Here is a 21,318-nt window from a genome sequence, read left to right on the forward strand (position 1 = left end):
TATAAACTTCAGACAGTTCTTTGGCATATTGCTTTTTGTCTAAAATTAAACTGCTGCAAGTTGTTTAGCTTTCTACCATTGTAAATAAAAGTAAATGAAATGTAAAAGATTGCGAACGCAACTTATTTCTTTGTCTTTGTTGGTCGCCTGACCAACAAAATTTACTTCAACAACAACTCCGCCATCACCGAAAAGTGGTCACTCGCAAATCGTCCCATCCATGTTTGTGAAATAGTAGCATGTGTTAATACCTTCCACCTGCCTTTCAGAAAAATATAGTCGATCGGCTTATCGTTGCGTTCTTTGTTTTGAAATGCATTGAACGTACCTGTTGGTCCGTAGTGTTGTGTTTGTGAAAGTTCTTTGCTGTCGGTCAAGCGAAGCGGATTGTTTTTATCAACGATCACCTGTATTGGTTCATCGGTTGGCTCTGCATTAAAATCACCCGTAATAACAGCAGGAGTGGAGCCGGCTATTTCGTTTACTTTTTGCAGTACGAGTTTTGCACTTTCTCTCCGTGCAATTTTTCCAACATGATCGAAATGTGTGTTGAAGGCAAAGAAGATCTTCTTTGAACGCTTGTCTTTAAACTTTGCCCATGTTACAATACGTGTAATGGCTGCATCCCAACCTTTGCTGCCTTTTACAGTTGTTGTTTCACTTAGCCAGAACATATCGGTAGCAAGCAATTGTAACCGTGTGCTGTCATAAAAAATAGCGGAGTATTCACCTTTTGTTTTTCCGTCATCACGTCCGCCGCCGGTGTATTTGAATTGTGGTAAACGTTGTTGCAGATCGATCATCTGATCGTGCAATGCTTCCTGCACACCCAATAATTCGATCTTATGAAATAATACCTGCGAAGCAACATGGTCTTTACGATAGGGCCATGCATTTAAACTGTCCGATGATGTGTTGAGCCGTATGTTAAACGTCATTACCCGTAACGCTTGTTGTGCCTGTAGTAATGATACACAAATGAAGGTTGTAACAACAAGTAAGGAGATTTTTTTCATGCTGCAATGTTAAGCAGCAGCAAGTTCCTTAATATCTTTTACTTCGAGCACTTGTTTTTTGTAGCCTTTTGTGCCGGCGTTGATCATGGCTTGTCCGATTTCTGTCAAACTCACCACGCCGTTTTTGCTGATGCGTTTTACAATCGGTAACAGCCACATAAAATAGTTGTACATCTTAATGGTGTTCTTCATTCCTTTGCCCGGCTCAATAATGCCCGGCCGGAAATTGTACACTTGTGCAAAGGGAAGTTTCATGAGATCGTTTTCTGTTTTACCTTTTACCCGTGCCCACATCAGGCGGCCTTTTTCACTGCTGTCGGTTCCTGCACCCGATACATAGCAAAAGGTCATGTTGCTGTTTTGCTTCGCTAATGTTTCAGCAACATGCAGGGTGAGTGTATAGGTTAAATGATAAAACTCTTCTTCTTTTTTGCCTACTGATGATACGCCTGCACAAAAGAAACAGGCATCGTATCCTTTCAATTGATCAGCAACAGGCGAGAGGTCGTGAAAATTGTTGTGCAATAGTTCTTTCAGCTTTGGATGTGTTATGCCGCAACTTTTCCTCCCCATCACCAATACTTCGGTTACGATGGTACTGTTAAGGCATTCGTGCAGCACGCCTTCACCCACCATTCCTGTAGCGCCTGTTATGATCACTTTTATATTTGATAAAATGCTTTGTTGCATGTTCGTTTTGTTTGTGAGTGAAAAATGATTTTGCTTTCTTCAAGTTACGGTTTCTCTGTAAAACGATTCAGCAGCAGCATTTACTTTTTATCGATCCGGATAAAAATAAAAAAGCCCTCCGGTTATCCGGAGGGCTTCTATTGATCCATAAAAATTTATTGGATTTGCATGTCTTCACCACCACCACCTTCACTGCGTGTGTTCTTACGCTTAAACAGCGATGCATCAAACTTACCAAAACGGTAGTTGAAGTTTAAACGTACAAACGAAGGATCTCTTCTTCTCCAGCTGTATTGCTCCAGAATACTTGATTGAGAAAATACATTATTTCTGCGTGTACTGAATACATCGCTCCAGTTCAAGGAAAAGGAAGCAGTATTTGCTTTGATCTTAAATTCTTTACGCAGGCCGAAATCAACATAGTAGTTATCATCGATATAACCTTGTGTAGTAGAAACAGGGCCGCCACCAAAGCCACCACCACCAAAGCCGCCACCACCACGACCACCACGGCCACCGCCAGATGATACCGGTAAGATAGAACGTGAATTATAATCGCCACTCAACTGCATGCTCCATCCTTTTCCTAAACGGAATGAGTTGTTTAATTTAACTGTATAGCTGGTACGCTCATTTTGAAGATCAGGGGAAATATCACTGCCATCAATCTTCGAATAATAAACGTTTACGTTGTAATTGATCTCCCACCATTTACTCACCGTGTTGCGGAACACCAATTCCACACCAGCAGCATAACTTCTGTTTGCATTTACCCATGTGGTAATATTTGCACTGTCTGTACTTTCACCCAATAAACCTTTGTACAAATATCTCGAGATAAGATTGTTGGTTTGCTTTCCAAACAAGGTAACCAATACTGTATTGTTCTTTTCGCCGTATGTTTTTTGATACGTTAATTCGAGTGAATTTGTAAACTCCGGTTTTAGATTTGGATTACCTGTTTGATAATTGAAGATATCGCTATAGTCGGTGTTCGGTAATAATTGGAAGAAGCTCGGACGGTTAATTCTACGGCTGTAGTTCAATTGAATATCCTGCTTTTCTGCAAGCGTTTTCGATAAAAAGATACTTGGGAAAAATGCTAACGGGAATTGATTTTGAAAGCGTCCGGGCTTGCCGATTTGTTCGCCGTCATATTTTGAACTTTCAACACGCAAACCAACCTGGTAGTTAAAGTCGGCTTTTTTAATTTTCTGCGAATAAGTTGCATAAGCAGCATGTACATAATCAACATATCTGAACTCATTGCTCAATGCAGCGTTTACAGGGCCACCATTAAATGAGTTGCGCTGGAAACTTTCGAAATAGCGGATTTGCGTACGTGCACCACCTTCAAACTTGATATTCTCATTGATGGGGTCAGCATAATCAACCTGCGCTACAACCAACGAGTTGTTACCTCCTGCGTTTATCGTTTGAACATCTTGTCTGTAAAGATTGGTCCAATCTTTATCAAACCATTTTGTGTCGTCAATTGATTGATCATTTTCACTGCGGCTCTTGTTATAATTTACATCAACAGTAAATTCTTTTCCGGCACGGGGAAAATTATGTTTGAAACTTGCTGACGCACCTGCATTACGGAAGGTGCTCGTTCCATTTGTTTCACGATAACTCCAAATAGTTTTTGGTGTGCTGTATGCTGAATCGTAGCGCAGATAGTCTTGATTCAACTGATCAAAATTACCGCCACCAAAGTTTCCCGAAATTGTAATCGTGTTTCTGTTATCAATTAAAAAGTCAAAACCCGCACGGCCAAAATTGAACATGCCTTCGCTAATGTTGCGGTTACGGGTAAAAATTGTGTTTGGAGTTTTGTCGCCAAAGTTGTTACGATCTGTTTCACCAAAGCCGATGCCTTTACGTTGATTTAAACCAATGTTTGCAAAGAAGTTTACTTTTCCCTGACGGATGTTGATATCTCCACCACCATTTACACGACCTCTCATATCTACACCTGCACGAACACTTCCGCTATAACCTACACGACGATTCTTCTTCAATACAATATTGATAATAGCTGATTGGCCACCACTTGCATCAAACTTGGCAGAAGGGTTGGTAATAAGCTCAATGCTTTGAATAGCATCAGCAGGTATCTGATCCAATGTTAATACTGTGGGCCGACCATCTACAAAAATTTGCGGAGCACTGTTACGCATGGTAATGTTTCCATCAATATCAACATTCACGGTAGGTACATTCCGCATTACATCCACACCGGTGCCACCTTGTGAAACAATATTCTTTTCTACATTAAATATTTTACGATCAATACCAAGTTGCAGTGTTGGCTTTTCAGCAGTAACAACTACTTCACTCAATTGCTGTACATCTGCTTCCAGTTTAATGTTGCCAAGATCTTTATCCATCTGCGCCATCATATCTTCTGGTGCGCCGCCCGGCTTTAAACCAAAGCTGATGGTTTGTTCAATGGTTTTGAAACCGATAGCTGTAATGTATAATTTATAGTTACCCATTGGGCTCAATCCTTCCAGACTGAAATCGCCATTGGCTTGCGTTAATTGCCCTGTTACCAACACGTCTTTTCTTGATTTGCTGGCAGTATCCATCCTGTTTTGATACAACTGAACCGAAACTGCATCGATTGGCTTGTTGGTTTTGGCTTCTACAATTTTTCCATAAAAGCGGCCAATGTTCATTTGTCCACCGCCCGGACGCCCGCCACCCGGAGCTTGTGCAACCAGTTGTATGCTAATAAATAAGGATAATACTCCAAGAATAAATCTCATGTTGGTCTGTTTAAAATTGAGGCGCAAATTTCTGCGTAATTGATTAATTGTGAATTCCATTTGGTATGAATGTGTAATTAACCGTTTTAGACGGCAAATGTTCATCTGGCCCCAATTTGAATGTGATGAGTGGAAATTATTGCGTAAGAAGGGTGATGCCCACCTGAAGGAGACCGATGAGGAAACCTAATACTGCTCCGATTAATTCTACAAAACGGAACTCTTTTGCCATTACCTGGTACAGGATGTCTTCCAGCTTATCGCTTGGAAAGGCTTTTACTTTATCGGTTACAATTTGCTCCAGATCGAGTTGGTTTTTCAGCGAGGCAGAGTATTCCTTCATCATTTTTGGAAAAAGGATCTCCAGCTCTTCCATAAAAATTCCTTTCAGCTTGTCAATGGTTTTGTCGCCTATAAACATGCTGATCATGGGCATACTTTCGCCCAGCTTTACCCGGAGGAAATGATCGATATGCGTTTCAACCTGTGGTAATATTTTTTGAAGATTCTCCGGTTTGTTGATCTTTTCTTCAATATCGGAGAAGGAGAGGAGCTCGTTACTCACCAACCGTCCCAGTTTTTCAGCAAACTGCTGTTGGCGTTTTGGAAAAATTCCCTGCACACGGATCCCTAGTATATTAACGGGATTGCGGGGGTGAAACAACATTTTAATTGCCACCCAGTTGGTGACCCATCCAATAAAGCCGGAGATAACAGGAATGATTAATAACCAGTAATTCATAATTTTTCCAATGGCTGCAAAGAACGTTTATTTTTTTAAAACTGCAGAAGTGATTTGCTTGGAAAACGGAATTCCATTACTTTTGCAATCGCTTAAATACGGAGGTTGTAGCTCAGTTGGTTAGAGCATCAGATTGTGGTTCTGAGGGTCGAGGGTTCGAAACCCTTCAATCTCCCCAAAAAAATTAATCCCTGCACAAGTAGTGCAGGGATTTTTTATTCATAATTTTTGTCAATGTTGTTATGTTATATAAAACAGCTTGAATTCGAAAACCTTCCATTACTGCAAGGCTTGGTTTTGTTTTTGCGCTGTTGCTTTTTCTGAAAGTGTACCCGGGGTATAACCGTATTCTTTTTTAAATGCTTTTGTAAAATTGGATACATCACTAAAGCCAATACTGTAACCGGCTTCTTTTGGTGTTACACCATTTGATATCAATTCTTTTGCTTTCTCCAGCCGTTGTTTGTTATAAAATTCATAGAGCCTGTAACCATACACTTGTTTAAAGCGTTGCTTTAATTTGGTGCCGCTCATTTGAGCGATCCGTGCCAACTTTGAAATAGAAGGGAACTTTTCAATTTCTTCATTAGCCAGCAGTTCTTCCACACTACGCAGGCGTTTTATATCCTCATCCGGAATGATCGTTTTGTTTTTGATCACCAACGAATCGTTCAGTTGCGTAGTAAAAAAGTATTCAAGTAAAATAATGATCCTGCTTTTCAATGCCAGCTTATCGGATTCGCTGCTGAGATTGGTTTCAAAAATCCGGTTTAGTTTTTCTTCCATCGCTTCATTGATGGGAAGTTTATCGATCAACTCCAATCCCTGGCGTGTTAATAATTCTACCTGCATTTTGGTGTTGCTGTCAAAATGTTCAGCGATCCATTGAGGAGAAAAATAAATACCCAACCGTTTCAATTTTGATCCGGCTCTGTAATTCACTTCCAGTTCTGTGTTGGTAGATGAAACAAAAATGTTACTCCGGATTTTATTGAGACTGTCTGTTAACGAATCTTTTTTATGCCGTAAACGGATATAGTCGCTGATGATGGTCCTGTTGAAAAAGATGAGCAACCCCATTTGATTATTACTGATGCGGTGAAGCGTGCAATCTTCATTCAGTTCTACATTCATCAACACATAAGAGAAGGAGCGGTCAATACTATCGGCAAAACAATAACCTTTGCCGAGCGTTTCGGGTAGCGTAAACAAATTATTCTTTGCATCGGTACCGGTTGCTTTGCAAAGTTCCTGTATCCAGGTTTTGAAGTTTTTCTGTTTAAATCGAAGAATCATCCGATGCTAAAGTACGGTAACGGTTTGAAATGTTATGTAGAACGAAATATGATAATTGATCATCAGTTCAGGCGTTGTTTAATTTCCTGCAGTTTTAACAACGCTTCAACCGGTGTGAGGCGGTTAATGTCCATTCCTTCCAGCATGGTACGTATTTCATCAAAAGTTTGCGAGTGGATGTCAAAAATATTCAACTGCATTTTTTGTGTGGGTAATTGTTTCAGTTGTTCTTTTATATCGCTGCTGCTTCGTTGGTCTTCGAGTTGTTTGAGGATTTCGTTGGCACGGTTGATCAGCGACAAAGGCATGCCCGCCATTTTTGCTACATGGATACCAAAGCTATGTGTGCTGCCACCGGGTGCCAGTTTGCGTAAAAAGATCACCTTGTTTCCCACTTCTTTATTGGTAATATGATAATTCTTGATCCGTGGAAATTTTTCTTCCAGCTCATTCAGTTCATGATAATGGGTGGCAAATAATGTTTTAGGTTGAAAGGTTGATTGATGTAAAAATTCGGCAATGCTCCACGCAATGGAAATGCCATCGTAAGTAGAAGTACCTCTGCCAATTTCATCTAACAGAATTAAACTTCTTGCCGACAGATTATTGATGATGCTGGCGGTTTCATTCATTTCCACCATGAATGTACTTTCGCCGCCGCTCAGGTTATCGCTGGCACCAACCCGTGTAAAAATTTTATCGGTTAGTGGAATGCTGGCTGCCGATGCCGGTACAAAACTTCCCATGTGTGCCATCAATACAATTAATCCTGTTTGACGCAGCAATGCACTTTTACCACTCATGTTCGGGCCGGTGAGAATAATGATCTGCTGTTGTTCTTTATCCAGCAACAGATCGTTTGAAATATAGGGTTCACCAACCGGAAGGTTACGTTCAATTACGGGATGGCGTGCATCTTTCAACACAAGCTCGGCACCATCCTGTATTTGCGGACGAACATACTTGAACTGCAATGCATTTTCTGCAAAGCAACCAATGCAATCAAGAATGGCCATTACTTGCCCATTGGTTTGAATAGGACCAATATATTCCTGCAGTTCGATCAATATTTTTTCAAACAACTCGGTTTCTATCTTCAGGATCTTTTCTTCAGCACCAATAATTTTTTCTTCGTATTCTTTTAGCTCCGGTGTAATATAACGTTCAGCATTGGCAAGCGTTTGTTTCCGTGTCCACTCAGCCGGCACTTTATTTTTGTGCGTATTTGTTACTTCTAAGTAATAACCAAACACATTGTTGAATGCAATTTTCAACGAGGGGATGCCTGTTGCTTCACTTTCACGCTGCTGTATTTCCAGCAAATATTCTTTGCCATGATGGGCAATTCGTCGAAGCTCATCTAATTCACTGTTGATGCCATCACGGATCACATCACCCTTACTGATCATCACTGGTGGATTCTCCACTACTTCATTCAGAATTTTTTCAGCGATATAATGGCAGGGGTTAATGGTGTCACTTAAACGTTTGAGATAGTTGTTCGAAGAAGTGTTGCATTGTTCTTTGATCTTTTCTGCAAATCCCAATCCTTTTGCCAAATGAAGAATTTCTCTTGGGTTGATCTTCTTCAATGGAAGTTTTGCAACCAGTCGTTCCACATCGCCACACTGTTTGATCAATAATTGCAATTGCTTTTTTAATTCCGGTTCCAGTATCATTGATTGAACAGCATCCAATCGTTCATTGATGCGTTCTTTGTCTTTCAATGGCAACACCATCCAGCGGCGCATTAACCGGGCGCCCATGGGTGAAACAGTATTGTCTAACACTTTCAATAATGAGTTACCTCCATCGGCATTACTTCCCAGTAATTCAAGATTGCGGATGGTGAAACGATCCATCCATAAATAATCTGCTTCATCTAAACGTTGCAGCGAAGTAATATGATTAAGGTTGGGATGCTCGGTATCACGCAAATAATGTAACACAGCACCTGCTGCAATACTGCCGAGTGTGAATGTTTCTATTCCAAACCCTTTCAGTGAATGTGTTTGAAAATGTTTCAGCAGCAACTCTGTTGTATATGCTTCACTAAAGATCCATTCTTCTAAGTGATAGGTATAAAACTTAGTACCGAAATGTTCTTTAAATTGTTTTTGTTTGTTACGTTGAAAAACAACTTCAGCAGGTTTCAAGCTTTGCAATAGTTTATCAGCATACTCCCTGTTTCCTTCCGCTACAAAAAACTCACCCGTACTGATATCAGTAAACGCTAAACCGTATTGCTCATTCTCTTCATGAATAGCCGCAAGAAAATTGTTGCTGTTATGTTCAAGCAACTTATCGCTGGTAGCTGTGCCGGGAGAAAGTAATTCTGTTACGCCACGTTTTACAATTCCTTTTGCCTGCTTGGGATCTTCTAACTGATCACAAATAGCAACACGATGGCCGGCTTTTACCAGTTTATGTAAATAGGTGTCTAATGCATGGTGCGGAAAGCCGGCAAGTTCATTACTGTCGACAGAGCCATTGTTTCGTTTGGTTAATGTAATACCAAGCACACGTGAAGTAACGATGGCATCTTCACCAAATGTTTCATAAAAATCACCTACCCGGAATAATAAAATTGCATCAGGATATTTTGCCTTGATCGCTTTGTGTTGTTGCATCAATGGAGTATCTCCGCCTGCTTTTGCCATGGCGGCAAAAATAAGGAAGCCCCTTGTTCAGTAAGCGATTAATTGTTCAGACTTTTCTTACAGGTACTCGATCTCATATTCAATTTCTGCAAAAGCAGCAAACATGGCGCTTACACCACAGTACTTTTCCTTCGACATGGTTACGGCCTTTTGTACTTTTTCCTGATCTTCTTCTTTTACCTTGATCTTATAAGTGATCTTCACCCATTCGTATGTTTTGGGTGTTTCATTGGTGAGATCAGCTTCAACATCCATGCTGAAATCGCTGAACTCCACACGCATTTTGTTCAAGAGGCCTACTACATCAATGCCGGTACAGCCAGCCAGAGAGGAAAGCATCAGCTTTTTGGGGCGTGGTCCCATATTGGTTCCACCGTTCTCTTCAGTTGTATCTATAATAATGGTATGATTGTCGAGGTGGCTTGTGAATCGCATGCCGCCTTCAAAACGGGTCGTAACTACATGATCTGCCATAAAAACCTGAATTTTAGCGCAAACCTATGGAAATATGGCGCACATTTGCAATTCTGCACAAAAGGGCGGTAAAAAAGGGGAAAGAAAAATGTGATTTAATTTCCTTTTTTTAGTCGAATTCTCCTACCTTTGCCGTCCAAAAAATTTGTATCATGGCTAGAGTTTGTCAGCTTACAGGAAAAGTGCCGGTTGGTGGAAACAAGGTGTCGCACTCAAATATTAAGACCAAGCGTCGTTTTTTACCGAACCTGCAAACCAAGCGTTTCTTCCTCGCTGAAGAAGATAAGTGGGTTACGCTGAAGGTTTCTACAGAAGCGATCCGTACAATCAATAAAAATGGTTTGTACAGCGTGGTGAAAGAGTTAAGAGAAAAGGGAGTACATATTTAAGAAACATATTTTAAACAGAGCACAATGGCAAAGAAAGGTAATCGTGTTCAGGTAATCCTGGAGTGTACAGAGCACAAAACATCGGGTCAGGCCGGTACTAGTCGCTATATCACTACCAAGAATAAAAAGAACACACCTGAGCGTTTGGAGTTGAAAAAATTCAACCCGATCCTGAAAAAGGTAACTACGCACAAAGAAATCAAATAATGTGTTTCGTACACATTTGAATTACTCAAACTAATAACCTCCGGGTTAAAAATTAAGAAGTCATGGCAAAAGCAGCTTCAAAGAACGCAAAGATCAAAGACGCTAAAGCAGCGGCTGAATCAAAAAACTGGACAAAAGTGATCCGTGCTGAACGCAGCCCGAAGTCAGGTGCATACACGTTCAAAGAACAAATTGTGCACAAGGACAAGGTGAAAGATTACCTGGCCACAAAATAACTTATACCTGATCAGTATATTCAAAGCTGTTCCAAGTTGACCAAACATGGAGCGGCTTTGTTGTTTTTATACACTGCGTGTTTCATTGTAATATTGTAAAAACGGAATCATGGGTTTTTTTGGAAAATTATTCGGTAAGAAAGAAAAAGAAAGTCTCGACCAGGGTTTGGAAAAAACCAAAGAAGGATTTTTAGGAAAGATCGCCAGAGCTGTTGCGGGTAAAAGCACTGTTGATACAGAAGTGCTCGATAACCTGGAAGAAGCATTGGTAAGTGCCGATGTAGGCATTGAAACAACCGTTGCCATTATTGAACGCATTGAAGCAAGGGTAGCAAAAGACAAATACATCAACACATCCGAGCTCAATTCCATTCTTCAACAGGAAATTGAAAGCATGTTGGTGGATGCGCCGGCTGATACAACCTATTCCAACTTTGATCTTCCAAAAGGTAAAAAGCCGTTTGTGTTAATGATCGTAGGGGTAAACGGAGTGGGTAAAACAACTACTATCGGAAAACTGGCACACCATTTTACCCAAGCGGGTAAGAAAGTGATGCTGGGTGCGGCCGATACCTTCCGTGCTGCAGCTGTAGATCAGTTAACGATCTGGAGCGAACGTGCAGGTGTACCAATTGTAAAACGGGAGATGGGCAGCGATCCGGCATCGGTTGCCTTTGATGCAGTGAGCAGCGCCGTGGCGAAGGATGTTGATATCCTCATCATTGATACGGCTGGCCGGCTTCATACCAAAACCCATTTGATGGAAGAGCTGAGCAAGATCAAACGTGTAATTCAGAAAGTGATCCCGGATGCGCCGCATGATGTGTTGCTGGTACTCGATGGGTCAACCGGGCAAAATGCGATTGAGCAGGCAAAGCAGTTTACAGCAGCTACCGATGTTACGGGGCTGGTGATCACCAAACTGGACGGTACTGCCAAAGGTGGTGTAGTGTTGGCAATTGCACATCAGTTTCAGATCCCGGTGAAGTTTATAGGTGTGGGAGAGAAAGTGGAAGATCTGCTGGTATTCGACAAACATGAGTTTGCCGACAGTTTGTTTAGTATCAAATAAGGTCGAATAGCAACAATACAAACAGTCGCTAAAAATAAAAACCTCCTGTAATCAGGAGGTTTCTTTTTTGATTCGCTAGAATCTTATTTCTTCTTAGCGGCTTTTTTAGCAGCTTTCTTTTTAGGAGCAGCTTTTTTAGCAGCTTTCTTTTTTGGAGCAGCTTTCTTTTTAGGAGCGGCTTTTTTAGCGGCTTTTTTTGGAGCAGCTTTTTTAGCGGCTTTCTTTTTTGTTGCCATTTTTTGTAGAATTTAATGATTAGTAAAAAAACTTAACAGGGTAAAAATAAAAAAATTTTTTATTTAAAAAAATTTTTTTAAGCACCTGCTAAAACGGGGGCAACAGAAACAAACGTTTTATTGTCTTTTCCTTTTTTAAATTCTACGAGTCCATCAGCTAATGCAAAGATGGTAAAGTCCTTACCAACACCAACGTTTTTACCAGGATGATAAACCGTTCCACGCTGGCGGATAATGATGTTTCCGGCTGCAGCAGGTTGTCCGCCATAGATCTTTACACCAAGGCGTTTGCTTTGTGAATCACGACCGTTCTTTACACTACCTTCACCTTTTTTATGTGCCATTTTATAACAATTTGACGTTTTGAATATTTATACACATGTTCGTTGAAAAGCTCAACAAACTCATTTTTTACGCAATTCCTGTTACTTTGATCTGCGTATAAAGCGTACGATGACCTTTCTTTTTACGGAAACCTTTACGACGTTTCATTTTAAACGCAATCACTGTTTTGCCTTTTCTTTCTGCAAGAATTTCAGCTTTCACTTTCACGTTCGCATCAGCTCCAACGCTGATGTTACCATCGGTATCAACATACAATACATCAGAAAACTCAACCTGATCACCTGCGTTACCATCAATGTGGGGAACGTACAGGCTCTGACCTTCTGATACTTTAAACTGCTGACCGGCTATTTTAACAACTGCAAACATAACTTTCCAATATTAGGGCTGCAAAGGTAGGGATAAAATTTCGTTGAAAACAAGTTTCCACACAAAAAATTTGCTCTCATTTTAACGGGATGCTTTGAGCTGGTAAAGCTAAATTTGTGACCTCTTAAACGAGGACTTGGAATGAAAATTAAATCAGTATTGGCAAAACCCTTTGCCGGTTATATATATAAGACCATCCAGAAAAATAAATTAACGGCTGTGCCAGATCAGGAGCAGATCCTGAAGCAGTTGATCAAAGTGGGGCGAGGTACCGATTATGGCAAAGAGCTGGGGCTGGACAAGGTAAACGGCTACGACGAATACAAACAGGCCGTGCCCATCAGGGATTATGAGCAAATGCGGCCCTGGATCGATAAGATCATTGAAGGCAAGCACAATGTATTGTGGAAGGGCGTTCCTCTTTATTTTGCCAAAACATCGGGCACCACCAGCGGAGCGAAATATATCCCCATCACCAAAGAATCGGTCAGCAATCATTTTGGAACCGCCCGGAACGCCGCTCTTTGTTATGCATCTGAAACCGGTAATACCCGTTTTTTCGATGGAAAACTCATCTTTCTATCCGGGTCACCGGAGCTGGAGCGGATCGGTAATATTCCCACCGGCCGGTTAAGCGGCATCTCCAACCACCTGATTCCGAAATACCTGCGTACCAATCAGCTCCCATCATACGAAACCAATTGTATTGAAGATTGGGAAACCAAACTGGGCAAAATAGTGGATGAAACCATTCACCAGAATATGACCCTCATCAGCGGTATTCCGCCATGGATGCAGATGTATTTTGATGAATTGATGAGCCGCACCGGGAAAAAGGTAGGCGATATTTTCCCCAATTTCAGCGTAATGATCCAGGGTGGGGTGAATTTTGAACCCTACAAAGCCAAACTGTTTGAAAGCATTGGACGAAAAATCGATTGTATTGAGTTGTTCCCCGCCAGCGAGGGCTTTTTTGCCTTTCAGGATTCGCAGGAAGCAGAGGGATTATTGCTAAACACCAATGATGGGATTTTTTACGAGTTTGTGCCGGCAGCAGAAATTCATACCGAAAACCCAACGAGACTAACGTTGAAAGATGTGAAAGTGGGTGAAAACTATGCACTAATTATAAATAGTAATGCCGGACTTTGGGGCTACAATCTTGGCGATACCGTGAAATTCGTATCTACCAGTCCGTACCGGATCGTTGTTACAGGACGTATCAAACATTTTATTTCTGCTTTTGGTGAGCATGTAATCGGGGAAGAAGTGGAGCAAAGTCTGCTCAAGGCTGCAGCCGAGGAAAATATACATATCACAGAATTTACAGTTGCCCCTATGATCCAGCAGGGCGAAGGAAAAAGCTACCATGAATGGTTTATTGAGTTTGAAAACCGCCCCTCAGATATGGAACGGTTTGCCAACAAACTCAATGAGCTGATGCGGAATCAGAATATTTATTATGATGATCTTATTGCCGGCAATATTTTAAAGCCACTCAAGATCACCCCGATGAAAAAGAATGGATTTATCGATTACATGAAAAGTATTGGTAAATTGGGCGGACAAAACAAAGTGCCACGTCTCAGTAACGATCGCAAGATTGCCGATGCGTTAGTGAAATGGGTAGATAATTAATTGACGAAGTAAGATGCAGGCTGCCTGTCTCTGCAGCATCATCACACAAGAATATATATGCAGCAACAACAAAAGAAACGTATTGCCATTTTCGGATCAACGGGTTCCATCGGTACACAGGCACTGGATGTTATAGAAGCAAATCCCGAACTGTTTGAAGTAGAAATTCTCACCGCTCATACAAATGATGAACTGCTGGTAAAGCAGGCGTTGCAATTCAATCCCAATGCAGTTGTAATTGTTGATGAAAAAAAATATCAAAAAGTAAAAGATGCATTGGCTTCAACCGATGTAAAAGTATTTACAGGCGAACAGTCATTGGAAGAAGTGGCAGCGTTTGATACGTATGATATGATGCTGGCTGCTATTGTCGGCTTTGCCGGATTGAAACCTACATTGCGGGCCATCGAAAATAAAAAAGCCATTGCATTAGCTAACAAAGAAACGTTGGTGGTTGCAGGTGATATTGTGATGCAGAAAGCAGTGGAGAACAGGGTGCCGATTATTCCGGTTGACAGTGAGCACTCGGCCATTTTTCAATGTTTGGTTGGGGAACACAGAAATAAGATCGAAAAAATTATTCTTACAGCAAGCGGTGGTCCCTTTCGTGGACGAAAGCCTAACTTTTTAGTGAATGTAAAACGGGATCATGCGTTGCAGCATCCCAACTGGAGTATGGGTGCTAAAATTACCATTGACTCTGCCACCTTGATGAACAAGGGGCTGGAGATGATCGAAGCAAAATGGTTGTTTAATCTTGCACCTGAACAGATACAAGTGGTGATTCATCCGCAAAGCATTATTCACAGCATGGTGCAATTTGAAGATGGAAGTATTAAAGCTCAAATGGGCTTACCTGATATGAAACTGCCGATTCAATATGCGATGGCGTTTCCGCAGCGGATTGCCAATCAGTTTCCACGCTTTGATTTTAAAAAGATCAACACATTGAATTTTGAAGAGCCTGATCTTAAAACCTTCCGCAATCTGGCCTTGGCAATTGATGCATTGAATAAAGGAGGTAATCTTCCCTGTATCATGAATGCGGCCAACGAAATTGCTGTGTGGGCGTTTTTGCGCAACCGGGTTGGATTTTTGGATATGACGGATATTATTGAAAAGACGATGAACCATGTTCCGTTTATTGAAAAGCCAACATTGGATGAGTACCTGGATAGTGATGCAGAGGCAAGAAACTACACCGCATCGTTGATCCAACTTTAATTTTGTAAAAGTTTTGGATTCAGCCTCCTGTTTTTCTTCGATATTTGCAGATTCCGTATTTGACCTACAACGTTTATAATTATTTTTTAATCTATGTTATTAGCAATTAACTGGGCCGAGTTTGGGATCAAAGCCGCACAATTATTATTGTCGCTTTCCATCCTCATCATCTTTCATGAATTCGGACATTTTATTACAGCACGTTGGTTTAAATGCCGTGTTGAAAAATTCTATTTATTTTTTGATCCCTGGTTCTCTATTTTCAAAAAGAAAGTCGGCGATACAGAATATGGTATCGGCTGGCTGCCATTAGGCGGTTATGTAAAAATTTCCGGGATGATCGATGAGAGCATGGACAAAGAAGCCATGAAACTACCTGCCCAAGACTGGGAGTTTAGAAGTAAACCGGCCTGGCAACGTTTGATCATTATGATTGGCGGTGTAACGGTGAATGTGTTGCTTGCGTTTATCATTTATGCCATGATTTTATTTGTGTGGGGTGAAGACAGAACACCAATGAACAGTTTGAAAGATGGTATTTGGACTCAGCACTCCTTAATGAACGAAATTGGTTTGCGTAACGGTGATAAAATACTGGAGGTTAATGGGAAACCAATTGAATATCTTGAAGACTTAAATCTGAAAGTATTCATTGGTTCAGGTGGGAAAATACTTGTTGAACGGAATGGTAAAAATCATGAAATTAATATACCTGTTCGATTAATAGGAAAACTAATTGAAAGTAAACGAAAGAGAGGTTTATTAGCATATCGTATTCCATCAATTGTTGGCGCCTACGATCCAAAGGATACAGCTTTTGGTAAGCAGGCGGGTTTACAGGAATATGATAAAATTATTGCAATAGATGGCAATCCCGTTTCTTTTTACGATGAAATGCCTACGTTATTTCAGCAAAAGAAAAGTGCAACAGCACAAATGACAGTTGTTCGTAAAAATGATACGCTTCAACTTACAACAAAAGTTGATAAAGAAGGAAGAGCAGGAATTCCTTATCTCAATCATAGTCAATATGCTGAAATGGGTATTATCAAGATCAATCATCAAAGCTTTGGTTTTTTTGAATCGTTTCCTGCCGGTGTAAATAAAACGTTTCGTAAGTTAGGTGAGTATGTTGACCAGTTCAAACTTATTCTCAATCCTGATACTGAAGCCTACAAAGGCATCGGTGGTTTCAAATCGATGGGTTCTATTTTCCCTTCAGAATGGGATTGGGAAAGTTTCTGGAATATCACAGCTTTATTCAGCATCATTCTTGCGTTCATGAACCTGTTGCCCATTCCTGCACTGGATGGCGGGCATGTTCTTTTCACATTAATCGAAATGATCACCGGACGTAAACCAAACGAGAAATTTTTAGAATACGCACAAATTGTGGGCATGGTAATTCTATTTGGTTTATTGATCTATGCAAACGGAAATGATCTGTTTGGCTGGAACAGATAAAAGTGAATTGATAATTCTTTAATGGATAATTAAAAATGAGAAGACAGGAATTGTCTTCTCATTTTTTTTGATGCTGTTTAAAGTTCTATACCAATTTTCTTCATTAAGATAGAAGCATTCATACTTTGGCAGATACCCCTTTTTAATTTGTAATCGAAGTATAATTCATCGGCATTTACCTGCACATCAAAATGATAGTTGTGTATGCTTACCGGATATTCATGTGCAAGATTGGCGAGTTCCAGATCATGTGTTGCTAAAATGCCGGTTGCTTTATGTTGCAGTAATTGTTTAATGAGTGCTTTTGATCCAGTGTGACGATCGTTTGAATTGGTGCCTCGTAATATTTCATCCAGTAAAATAAACACCGGCTCATTGTTATTCACTGCATCAATGATCTGTTTCAATTTCTTTAGCTCTGCATAAAAAGTAGAAGTGCTTTCTTCCAGATTATCTTTAATGCGCATACTGCTCATTACTTTCAACGGAGTAACTGTTAATTTCTTTGCACAAACAGGTGCACCCATTGCAGCTAATACCATGTTTACTCCCACACTTCGCAGGAAGGTGCTTTTGCCCGCCATATTTGAACCGGTGATGAGATTGATCTGCTCTTTTCCGATAGTAGAAAAATCATTCAATACATTTTTGCTTTCATCAATTAACGGGTGACCTAATTGCTCAGCAATAAAAGTTGGCTCATCTATTTTTAATTGCGGGAAACTCCAATGCGGATGATTGAATGCAACTATGGCAATACTGTTCAGTGCTTCCAGTTCTGCCAATGCATCAAACCAATGATTGATCTGCTGATTATTTTTTTGTTTCCAATTCTCCAATTGAAGTACTTGCTGCAGATCCCATAGCAGAAAAATGTTCAATGGAATAAATACAACAGGGTTCAAACGGTAATCGAATCGGTTGAAGATATTTTTCAGTTGAAAGATCTGTTGCGATGCTTTTTGATTGCCGGTATAAAATTGTTGTTTTAACGAAGTGAGTAACGGGTCTTGAAAAGTAACCTGCTCGATACAGGCAATACTCTTCGATAGCGTTTCCATTTCTTCGGTGATCTTGTTGAGCTTTCGATAGAGCGGTACAATAATGCGGGTAATGGCAAATGCCACAATTGTAAATACTAAGGCCGAGCGGAGAAAAACCTGATAGCTGATCACATCAAACAGAAAACAAATCAATGTGCTGACTGCTACGATCGGGAACAAATAACGAATGACATGCCATATTTTTTTATGAATGAATTGATTTCCTTCCTTCAGCCAATCTTCCATTTTCTGTTGCGTTGCAATAGTAATAATGGCTGATGAACCATAGGCCTGTAACTCTTGACGCCAGTTTGTATTTTGTATCAACTCCTGAACTGCTTGTTGCCGTGCCTGAATCGTAATAGCATTTGATGGAGCTAATAACCAACCGGCCAAACGTTGATTTCCTTGTTGTGAATTTGTACGGTTGATGTATTGATAAAGCGAAGCCCGGCCGAAGATATCAAGATCGCCTGCGTACGGATGTTCATCTTTATAAAATTCACTGCCATCTTTTTGATGTGTGTACTTGTGTTGCAGGTAAAGTAATTCCTGCTGATTAATAGCGATCAACCTTTCATGATGACTGATGGCATCTTTGTTTGCAAAATCTTTTCGCACAGCAAATAAAAACACTGCCAGTCCGGTTGCAAAAATGGCTGCTGCTAAAAAAATACCGTACTCAGCAAACAACCAGATGAGCAAACCGGTTGCAACCAGAATCCCGAATCGAGTCCAGCCAAGAAGCTGTTTTTGTTTCAGAAGATTGTTTAAGTGATTTTTTAAATCTTCTAGTTGTTTTCTGTAAAAATTTTCTGGTGTAATAGTTCCTGCCATGTTGTAAAACTAAGAAAGAAAGAAACAATGACTTTGTTTTACTGTTTGTACTCTTACCGTCTCTTTTTGTGTGCCACACTATAGAACTGCGGGTGACCTACCGTACCATAGTACAAGAGTGCGACGCCGATGCCGACGATGCACTTACAAAGGCCGGTAACAGAAATAAATGTATTTTTGCTGTCCGCAGCTACTTTGTACTTTTCACTTTGTACTTCGTACTCGCAAATGGGGCTGCCTGGTTTTGACAGCATAGATCTTTGAAGGTGTAAGCATGCAGTGCGTTGGATAATTAGCACTTTAATCTGAATATTCAAAAACTCAAATGGCAATACACAGTATGCCATGGCCGCTTAATCAGTGATTAGGTAGTCATTAGGGCCGCCGAACAGGTTGATCTGTTACCAAGTTCCGCCGCCGACTCAAACACAAAACAGGTTGCTGTAACAGAAGGCTGTGACTGTTGCAAAAGACCATCCAGCTACGTATTACATTGGTATGTTCATGTCCTGTGTAGTGCCGACAATCAATCATGAAATAAGCATGTAGAAAGCTTTTGGCGAATATGTTTGGACAGCGGTTCGAATCCGCTCAGCTCCACTTTAACCCTGAGACCATTTATTATAAAGGTTTCAGGGTTTTTTATTTAGTGAATTATCGATATTGAGGTACCTATATTATTTGCAAATAAATGGTTAAACGTTCAACCATTTATGTCTTTGTATTCAAAGTAGCGAGAAATTATTCTTATTTGCGAATAATTTGAGCAATGAACTTTATGCTTTGATACCATGTTATGTATAAATTATCAATCAATGTCCTCGTACATTGATGATCAATTAATTTTTCGTATTTATAATGGTTGAGTATTTTCCCGAACTTGCAATTGAAAAGAATCAATTCCATTGACCCAAATTGCTGCTATAAAAATTGGTGACGAGTCTGTTTTTGAGCAGGTGTATGCGTTGCACCATGAAAAACTGTACTTCTACATTCTGAAGAAAACGAGCTCGAGCTATATCGCAGAGGAAGTGGTGCAGATGACATTTATTAAGCTTTGGAACTACAGGCAAAGTTTGTCGGAAGAATTTTCATTGGAAGTACAACTCTTCCGAATTGCAAAAACTACTTTAATTGATCTTTTACGAAAGAATGCCAACCAGCGAGAGGTACTGGATCGTTATGCAGATGTTATTCCCCAGGAAAGTGAAAACGTAATGTCCAACCTAATGAAAAAGGAAGCTGGCGAACGGATCAGTGCGATTATTGAGCGGTTGCCGCCTGTGCGTAAAAAAGTGTTTCAATTAAGCCGTGAAAGTGGATTGACACACAAAGAGATTGCAGCGGAACTTTCGCTCACTACTAAAAATGTTGAGAACCATATAGCAAAGGCCATTAAGCAGATACGAAAAGCTTTCAAAGTTCTTATTTTTTCTTTGTTATGGTTGCTTCTGCTTGTTTTTAAATAAATATTTTTCAGGGTAGGAGGGGGTAATTGCTTTTGAAGCGTATTATATAACAGTATTAACAGACTACATGAAGATTACGGATCAACTCATCGAACAATTTTTTCAGGATCAATGCAATGCTTCGGAGGTTGAGGCTGTGATTGCGTACCTGAATGAGCATCCGGGTGTTGTTGAACAATATATTGGTGAAGCGGATTGGTCTGATTTTCAGCAAATGAACAGGTTGCACCCTGTAGTGTCGGAAAAAATGCTTTCAACGATCCGTCAATCAACTTACGGGGAAGTGAAAGCAAGAACATGGCTGCGATATGTGGCAGCGGCCGCAGTGCTTATTACAATAGGTTTTGGGGTGAACTATTTTACCCGAAATGGTAACGAGGTGATAACCGAACAGACGGCAGTGGTTGAAAAAGACAGTGCTTCACCTGTTTTGAAATTAGTGACTAACAAAACGAAGAATGCTCAGGAAATAAAGTTGGCAGACGGTTCAGTTGTTATGTTAGAGGCTAACAGTGAACTTCAATACTACGAACCTTTTGAAGCAGAAAAGAGAAGTTTTTATTTAAAGGGTGAAGCTTATTTTAAAGTTGCAAAAGATAAAACGAAACCGTTTACTGTTTACAGTAACGAAATATCCACAACGGCCCTTGGAACCGCTTTCACCGTGAGTGCGTTTGAAACCAATGCGATGATAACAGTGAAGCTACACGAAGGAAGAGTAGTTGTTAAAGGGGGAGTAAAGTCGACGAAATTGGAAAGGGATTATTTTCTTATACCCGGAGATGAATTCAGATATAACCGGACCACCAATGTTGCTACGGTTGTAAGAAGTTCGAAACCGTTAAGCAATAAAAAGAACGGCGATGTAAAAACAGATGATGAGAACGAATCGAACTGGTTTATGTTTAACAATCAGAAACTGAGCCAGGTGCTTGATCAGTTATCAGCGATCTATAATGTAAAAATTGAGTATTCAGGTACGGAGTTGAACAAGATGAATTTTATCGGGAAAATTGAAAAGTCTGATTCAATTGAACAAATACTAAACGACATAGCCTTGCTGAATAATCTAACTGTTACGAAAACAGATAGTGGTTATTCGATACGAAGAAAGTAATACAAATCAACTATAGATAA

General features: G+C 40.3%; 20 protein-coding genes, 1 tRNA gene and 1 other RNA gene. 11 read left to right on the forward strand and 11 right to left on the reverse strand.

Annotation, left to right across the window (positions count from 1 at the left end; translation table 11 throughout):
* Nucleotides 1-161 precede the first annotated feature (161 nt).
* From WG989_RS19685 to WG989_RS19700, 4 genes are all read right to left on the reverse strand, one after another.
* Nucleotides 162-1,016: an endonuclease/exonuclease/phosphatase family protein gene (locus WG989_RS19685; protein ID WP_340431798.1), complete on the reverse strand. Its 855-nt coding sequence runs from the start codon at nt 1,014-1,016 to the stop codon at nt 162-164.
* Nucleotides 1,017-1,025: 9 nt separating this feature from the next.
* On the reverse strand, nt 1,026-1,706 hold the full coding sequence (locus WG989_RS19690) for an NAD-dependent epimerase/dehydratase family protein (protein ID WP_340431799.1): 681 nt from the start codon (nt 1,704-1,706) through the stop codon (nt 1,026-1,028).
* A 155-nt stretch (nt 1,707-1,861) separates the two neighbouring features.
* A complete protein-coding gene (locus WG989_RS19695; RefSeq protein ID WP_340431800.1) occupies nt 1,862-4,480 on the reverse strand; it encodes a TonB-dependent receptor in 2,619 nt (872 codons plus the stop codon).
* 136 nt (nt 4,481-4,616) lie between these two features.
* The gene (locus tag WG989_RS19700; RefSeq protein WP_340431801.1) at nt 4,617-5,222 is read right to left on the reverse strand and encodes a DUF445 domain-containing protein; all 606 of its coding nucleotides are present in this window, start codon (nt 5,220-5,222) and stop codon (nt 4,617-4,619) included.
* Nucleotides 5,223-5,323: 101 nt separating this feature from the next.
* Between WG989_RS19700 and WG989_RS19705 the strand changes: the two genes are divergently transcribed.
* Nucleotides 5,324-5,400, forward strand: a tRNA-His gene (locus WG989_RS19705).
* A 101-nt stretch (nt 5,401-5,501) separates the two neighbouring features.
* Here WG989_RS19705 and WG989_RS19710 read toward each other — a convergent pair.
* The 3 genes from WG989_RS19710 to WG989_RS19720 all read right to left on the reverse strand — a co-directional run bounded on the left by WG989_RS19710 (nt 5,502) and on the right by WG989_RS19720 (nt 9,652).
* Nucleotides 5,502-6,518 (reverse strand): helix-turn-helix domain-containing protein, encoded by a 1,017-nt coding sequence (locus tag WG989_RS19710; protein WP_340431803.1) that lies wholly within the window; start codon nt 6,516-6,518, stop codon nt 5,502-5,504.
* A gap of 62 nt (nt 6,519-6,580) precedes the next feature.
* Nucleotides 6,581-9,178 (reverse strand): DNA mismatch repair protein MutS, encoded by a 2,598-nt coding sequence (mutS, locus tag WG989_RS19715; protein ID WP_340431804.1) that lies wholly within the window; start codon nt 9,176-9,178, stop codon nt 6,581-6,583.
* 57 nt (nt 9,179-9,235) lie between these two features.
* Complete coding sequence (locus WG989_RS19720; RefSeq protein WP_340431806.1) at nt 9,236-9,652, reverse strand: OsmC family protein; 417 nt, start codon at nt 9,650-9,652, stop codon at nt 9,236-9,238.
* A 152-nt stretch (nt 9,653-9,804) separates the two neighbouring features.
* Between WG989_RS19720 and rpmB the strand changes: the two genes are divergently transcribed.
* The 4 genes from rpmB to ftsY all read left to right on the forward strand — a co-directional run bounded on the left by rpmB (nt 9,805) and on the right by ftsY (nt 11,556).
* Complete coding sequence (gene rpmB / locus WG989_RS19725; protein WP_340431808.1) at nt 9,805-10,041, forward strand: 50S ribosomal protein L28; 237 nt, start codon at nt 9,805-9,807, stop codon at nt 10,039-10,041.
* Nucleotides 10,042-10,065: 24 nt separating this feature from the next.
* A complete protein-coding gene (gene rpmG, locus WG989_RS19730; protein ID WP_182801770.1) occupies nt 10,066-10,248 on the forward strand; it encodes a 50S ribosomal protein L33 in 183 nt (60 codons plus the stop codon).
* Between the two features lie 62 nt (nt 10,249-10,310).
* Entirely contained in the window at nt 10,311-10,484 is a 174-nt protein-coding gene (locus tag WG989_RS19735; RefSeq protein WP_340431810.1) for a DUF4295 domain-containing protein, read from the forward strand.
* Nucleotides 10,485-10,593: 109 nt separating this feature from the next.
* Nucleotides 10,594-11,556 (forward strand): signal recognition particle-docking protein FtsY, encoded by a 963-nt coding sequence (gene ftsY / locus WG989_RS19740; RefSeq protein ID WP_340431811.1) that lies wholly within the window; start codon nt 10,594-10,596, stop codon nt 11,554-11,556.
* A gap of 83 nt (nt 11,557-11,639) precedes the next feature.
* Here ftsY and WG989_RS19745 read toward each other — a convergent pair whose 3' ends face one another.
* From WG989_RS19745 to rplU, 3 genes are all read right to left on the reverse strand, one after another.
* Nucleotides 11,640-11,792, reverse strand: coding sequence for a hypothetical protein (locus WG989_RS19745; protein ID WP_340431812.1), 153 nt, complete (start codon nt 11,790-11,792; stop codon nt 11,640-11,642).
* A 77-nt stretch (nt 11,793-11,869) separates the two neighbouring features.
* On the reverse strand, nt 11,870-12,136 hold the full coding sequence (rpmA, locus tag WG989_RS19750; RefSeq protein WP_340431813.1) for a 50S ribosomal protein L27: 267 nt from the start codon (nt 12,134-12,136) through the stop codon (nt 11,870-11,872).
* Nucleotides 12,137-12,203: 67 nt separating this feature from the next.
* Nucleotides 12,204-12,506 carry a 50S ribosomal protein L21 gene (rplU, locus tag WG989_RS19755; protein WP_340431814.1) on the reverse strand — a complete coding sequence of 101 codons (303 nt, stop codon included), beginning with the start codon at nt 12,504-12,506 and terminating at the stop codon, nt 12,204-12,206.
* Between the two features lie 141 nt (nt 12,507-12,647).
* On the opposite strand from rplU, the gene WG989_RS19760 reads away from it, so the two are divergent.
* The 3 genes from WG989_RS19760 (at nt 12,648) to rseP (ending at nt 16,832) form a co-directional block, all read left to right on the forward strand.
* Nucleotides 12,648-14,144 (forward strand): GH3 family acyl-acid amido synthetase, encoded by a 1,497-nt coding sequence (locus WG989_RS19760; RefSeq protein ID WP_340431815.1) that lies wholly within the window; start codon nt 12,648-12,650, stop codon nt 14,142-14,144.
* Between the two features lie 57 nt (nt 14,145-14,201).
* On the forward strand, nt 14,202-15,368 hold the full coding sequence (locus WG989_RS19765) for a 1-deoxy-D-xylulose-5-phosphate reductoisomerase (protein WP_340431816.1): 1,167 nt from the start codon (nt 14,202-14,204) through the stop codon (nt 15,366-15,368).
* Nucleotides 15,369-15,461: 93 nt separating this feature from the next.
* The gene (gene rseP / locus WG989_RS19770) at nt 15,462-16,832 is read left to right on the forward strand and encodes an RIP metalloprotease RseP (RefSeq protein ID WP_340431818.1); all 1,371 of its coding nucleotides are present in this window, start codon (nt 15,462-15,464) and stop codon (nt 16,830-16,832) included.
* Nucleotides 16,833-16,909: 77 nt separating this feature from the next.
* Here rseP and WG989_RS19775 read toward each other — a convergent pair whose 3' ends face one another.
* Nucleotides 16,910-18,712 (reverse strand): MutS family DNA mismatch repair protein, encoded by a 1,803-nt coding sequence (locus WG989_RS19775; RefSeq protein ID WP_340431820.1) that lies wholly within the window; start codon nt 18,710-18,712, stop codon nt 16,910-16,912.
* 230 nt (nt 18,713-18,942) lie between these two features.
* Between WG989_RS19775 and ssrA the strand changes: the two genes are divergently transcribed.
* From ssrA to WG989_RS19790, 3 genes are all read left to right on the forward strand, one after another.
* Nucleotides 18,943-19,315: a transfer-messenger RNA gene (gene ssrA / locus WG989_RS19780) on the forward strand.
* A gap of 302 nt (nt 19,316-19,617) precedes the next feature.
* A complete protein-coding gene (locus WG989_RS19785) occupies nt 19,618-20,181 on the forward strand; it encodes an RNA polymerase sigma factor (protein ID WP_340431821.1) in 564 nt (187 codons plus the stop codon).
* Nucleotides 20,182-20,248: 67 nt separating this feature from the next.
* Complete coding sequence (locus tag WG989_RS19790) at nt 20,249-21,298, forward strand: FecR family protein (protein WP_340431822.1); 1,050 nt, start codon at nt 20,249-20,251, stop codon at nt 21,296-21,298.
* The last annotated feature ends 20 nt before the right edge of the window (nt 21,299-21,318 follow it).

Source organism: Lacibacter sp. H407 (assembly GCF_037892605.1).
Classification (GTDB): Bacteria; Bacteroidota; Bacteroidia; order Chitinophagales; family Chitinophagaceae; genus Lacibacter.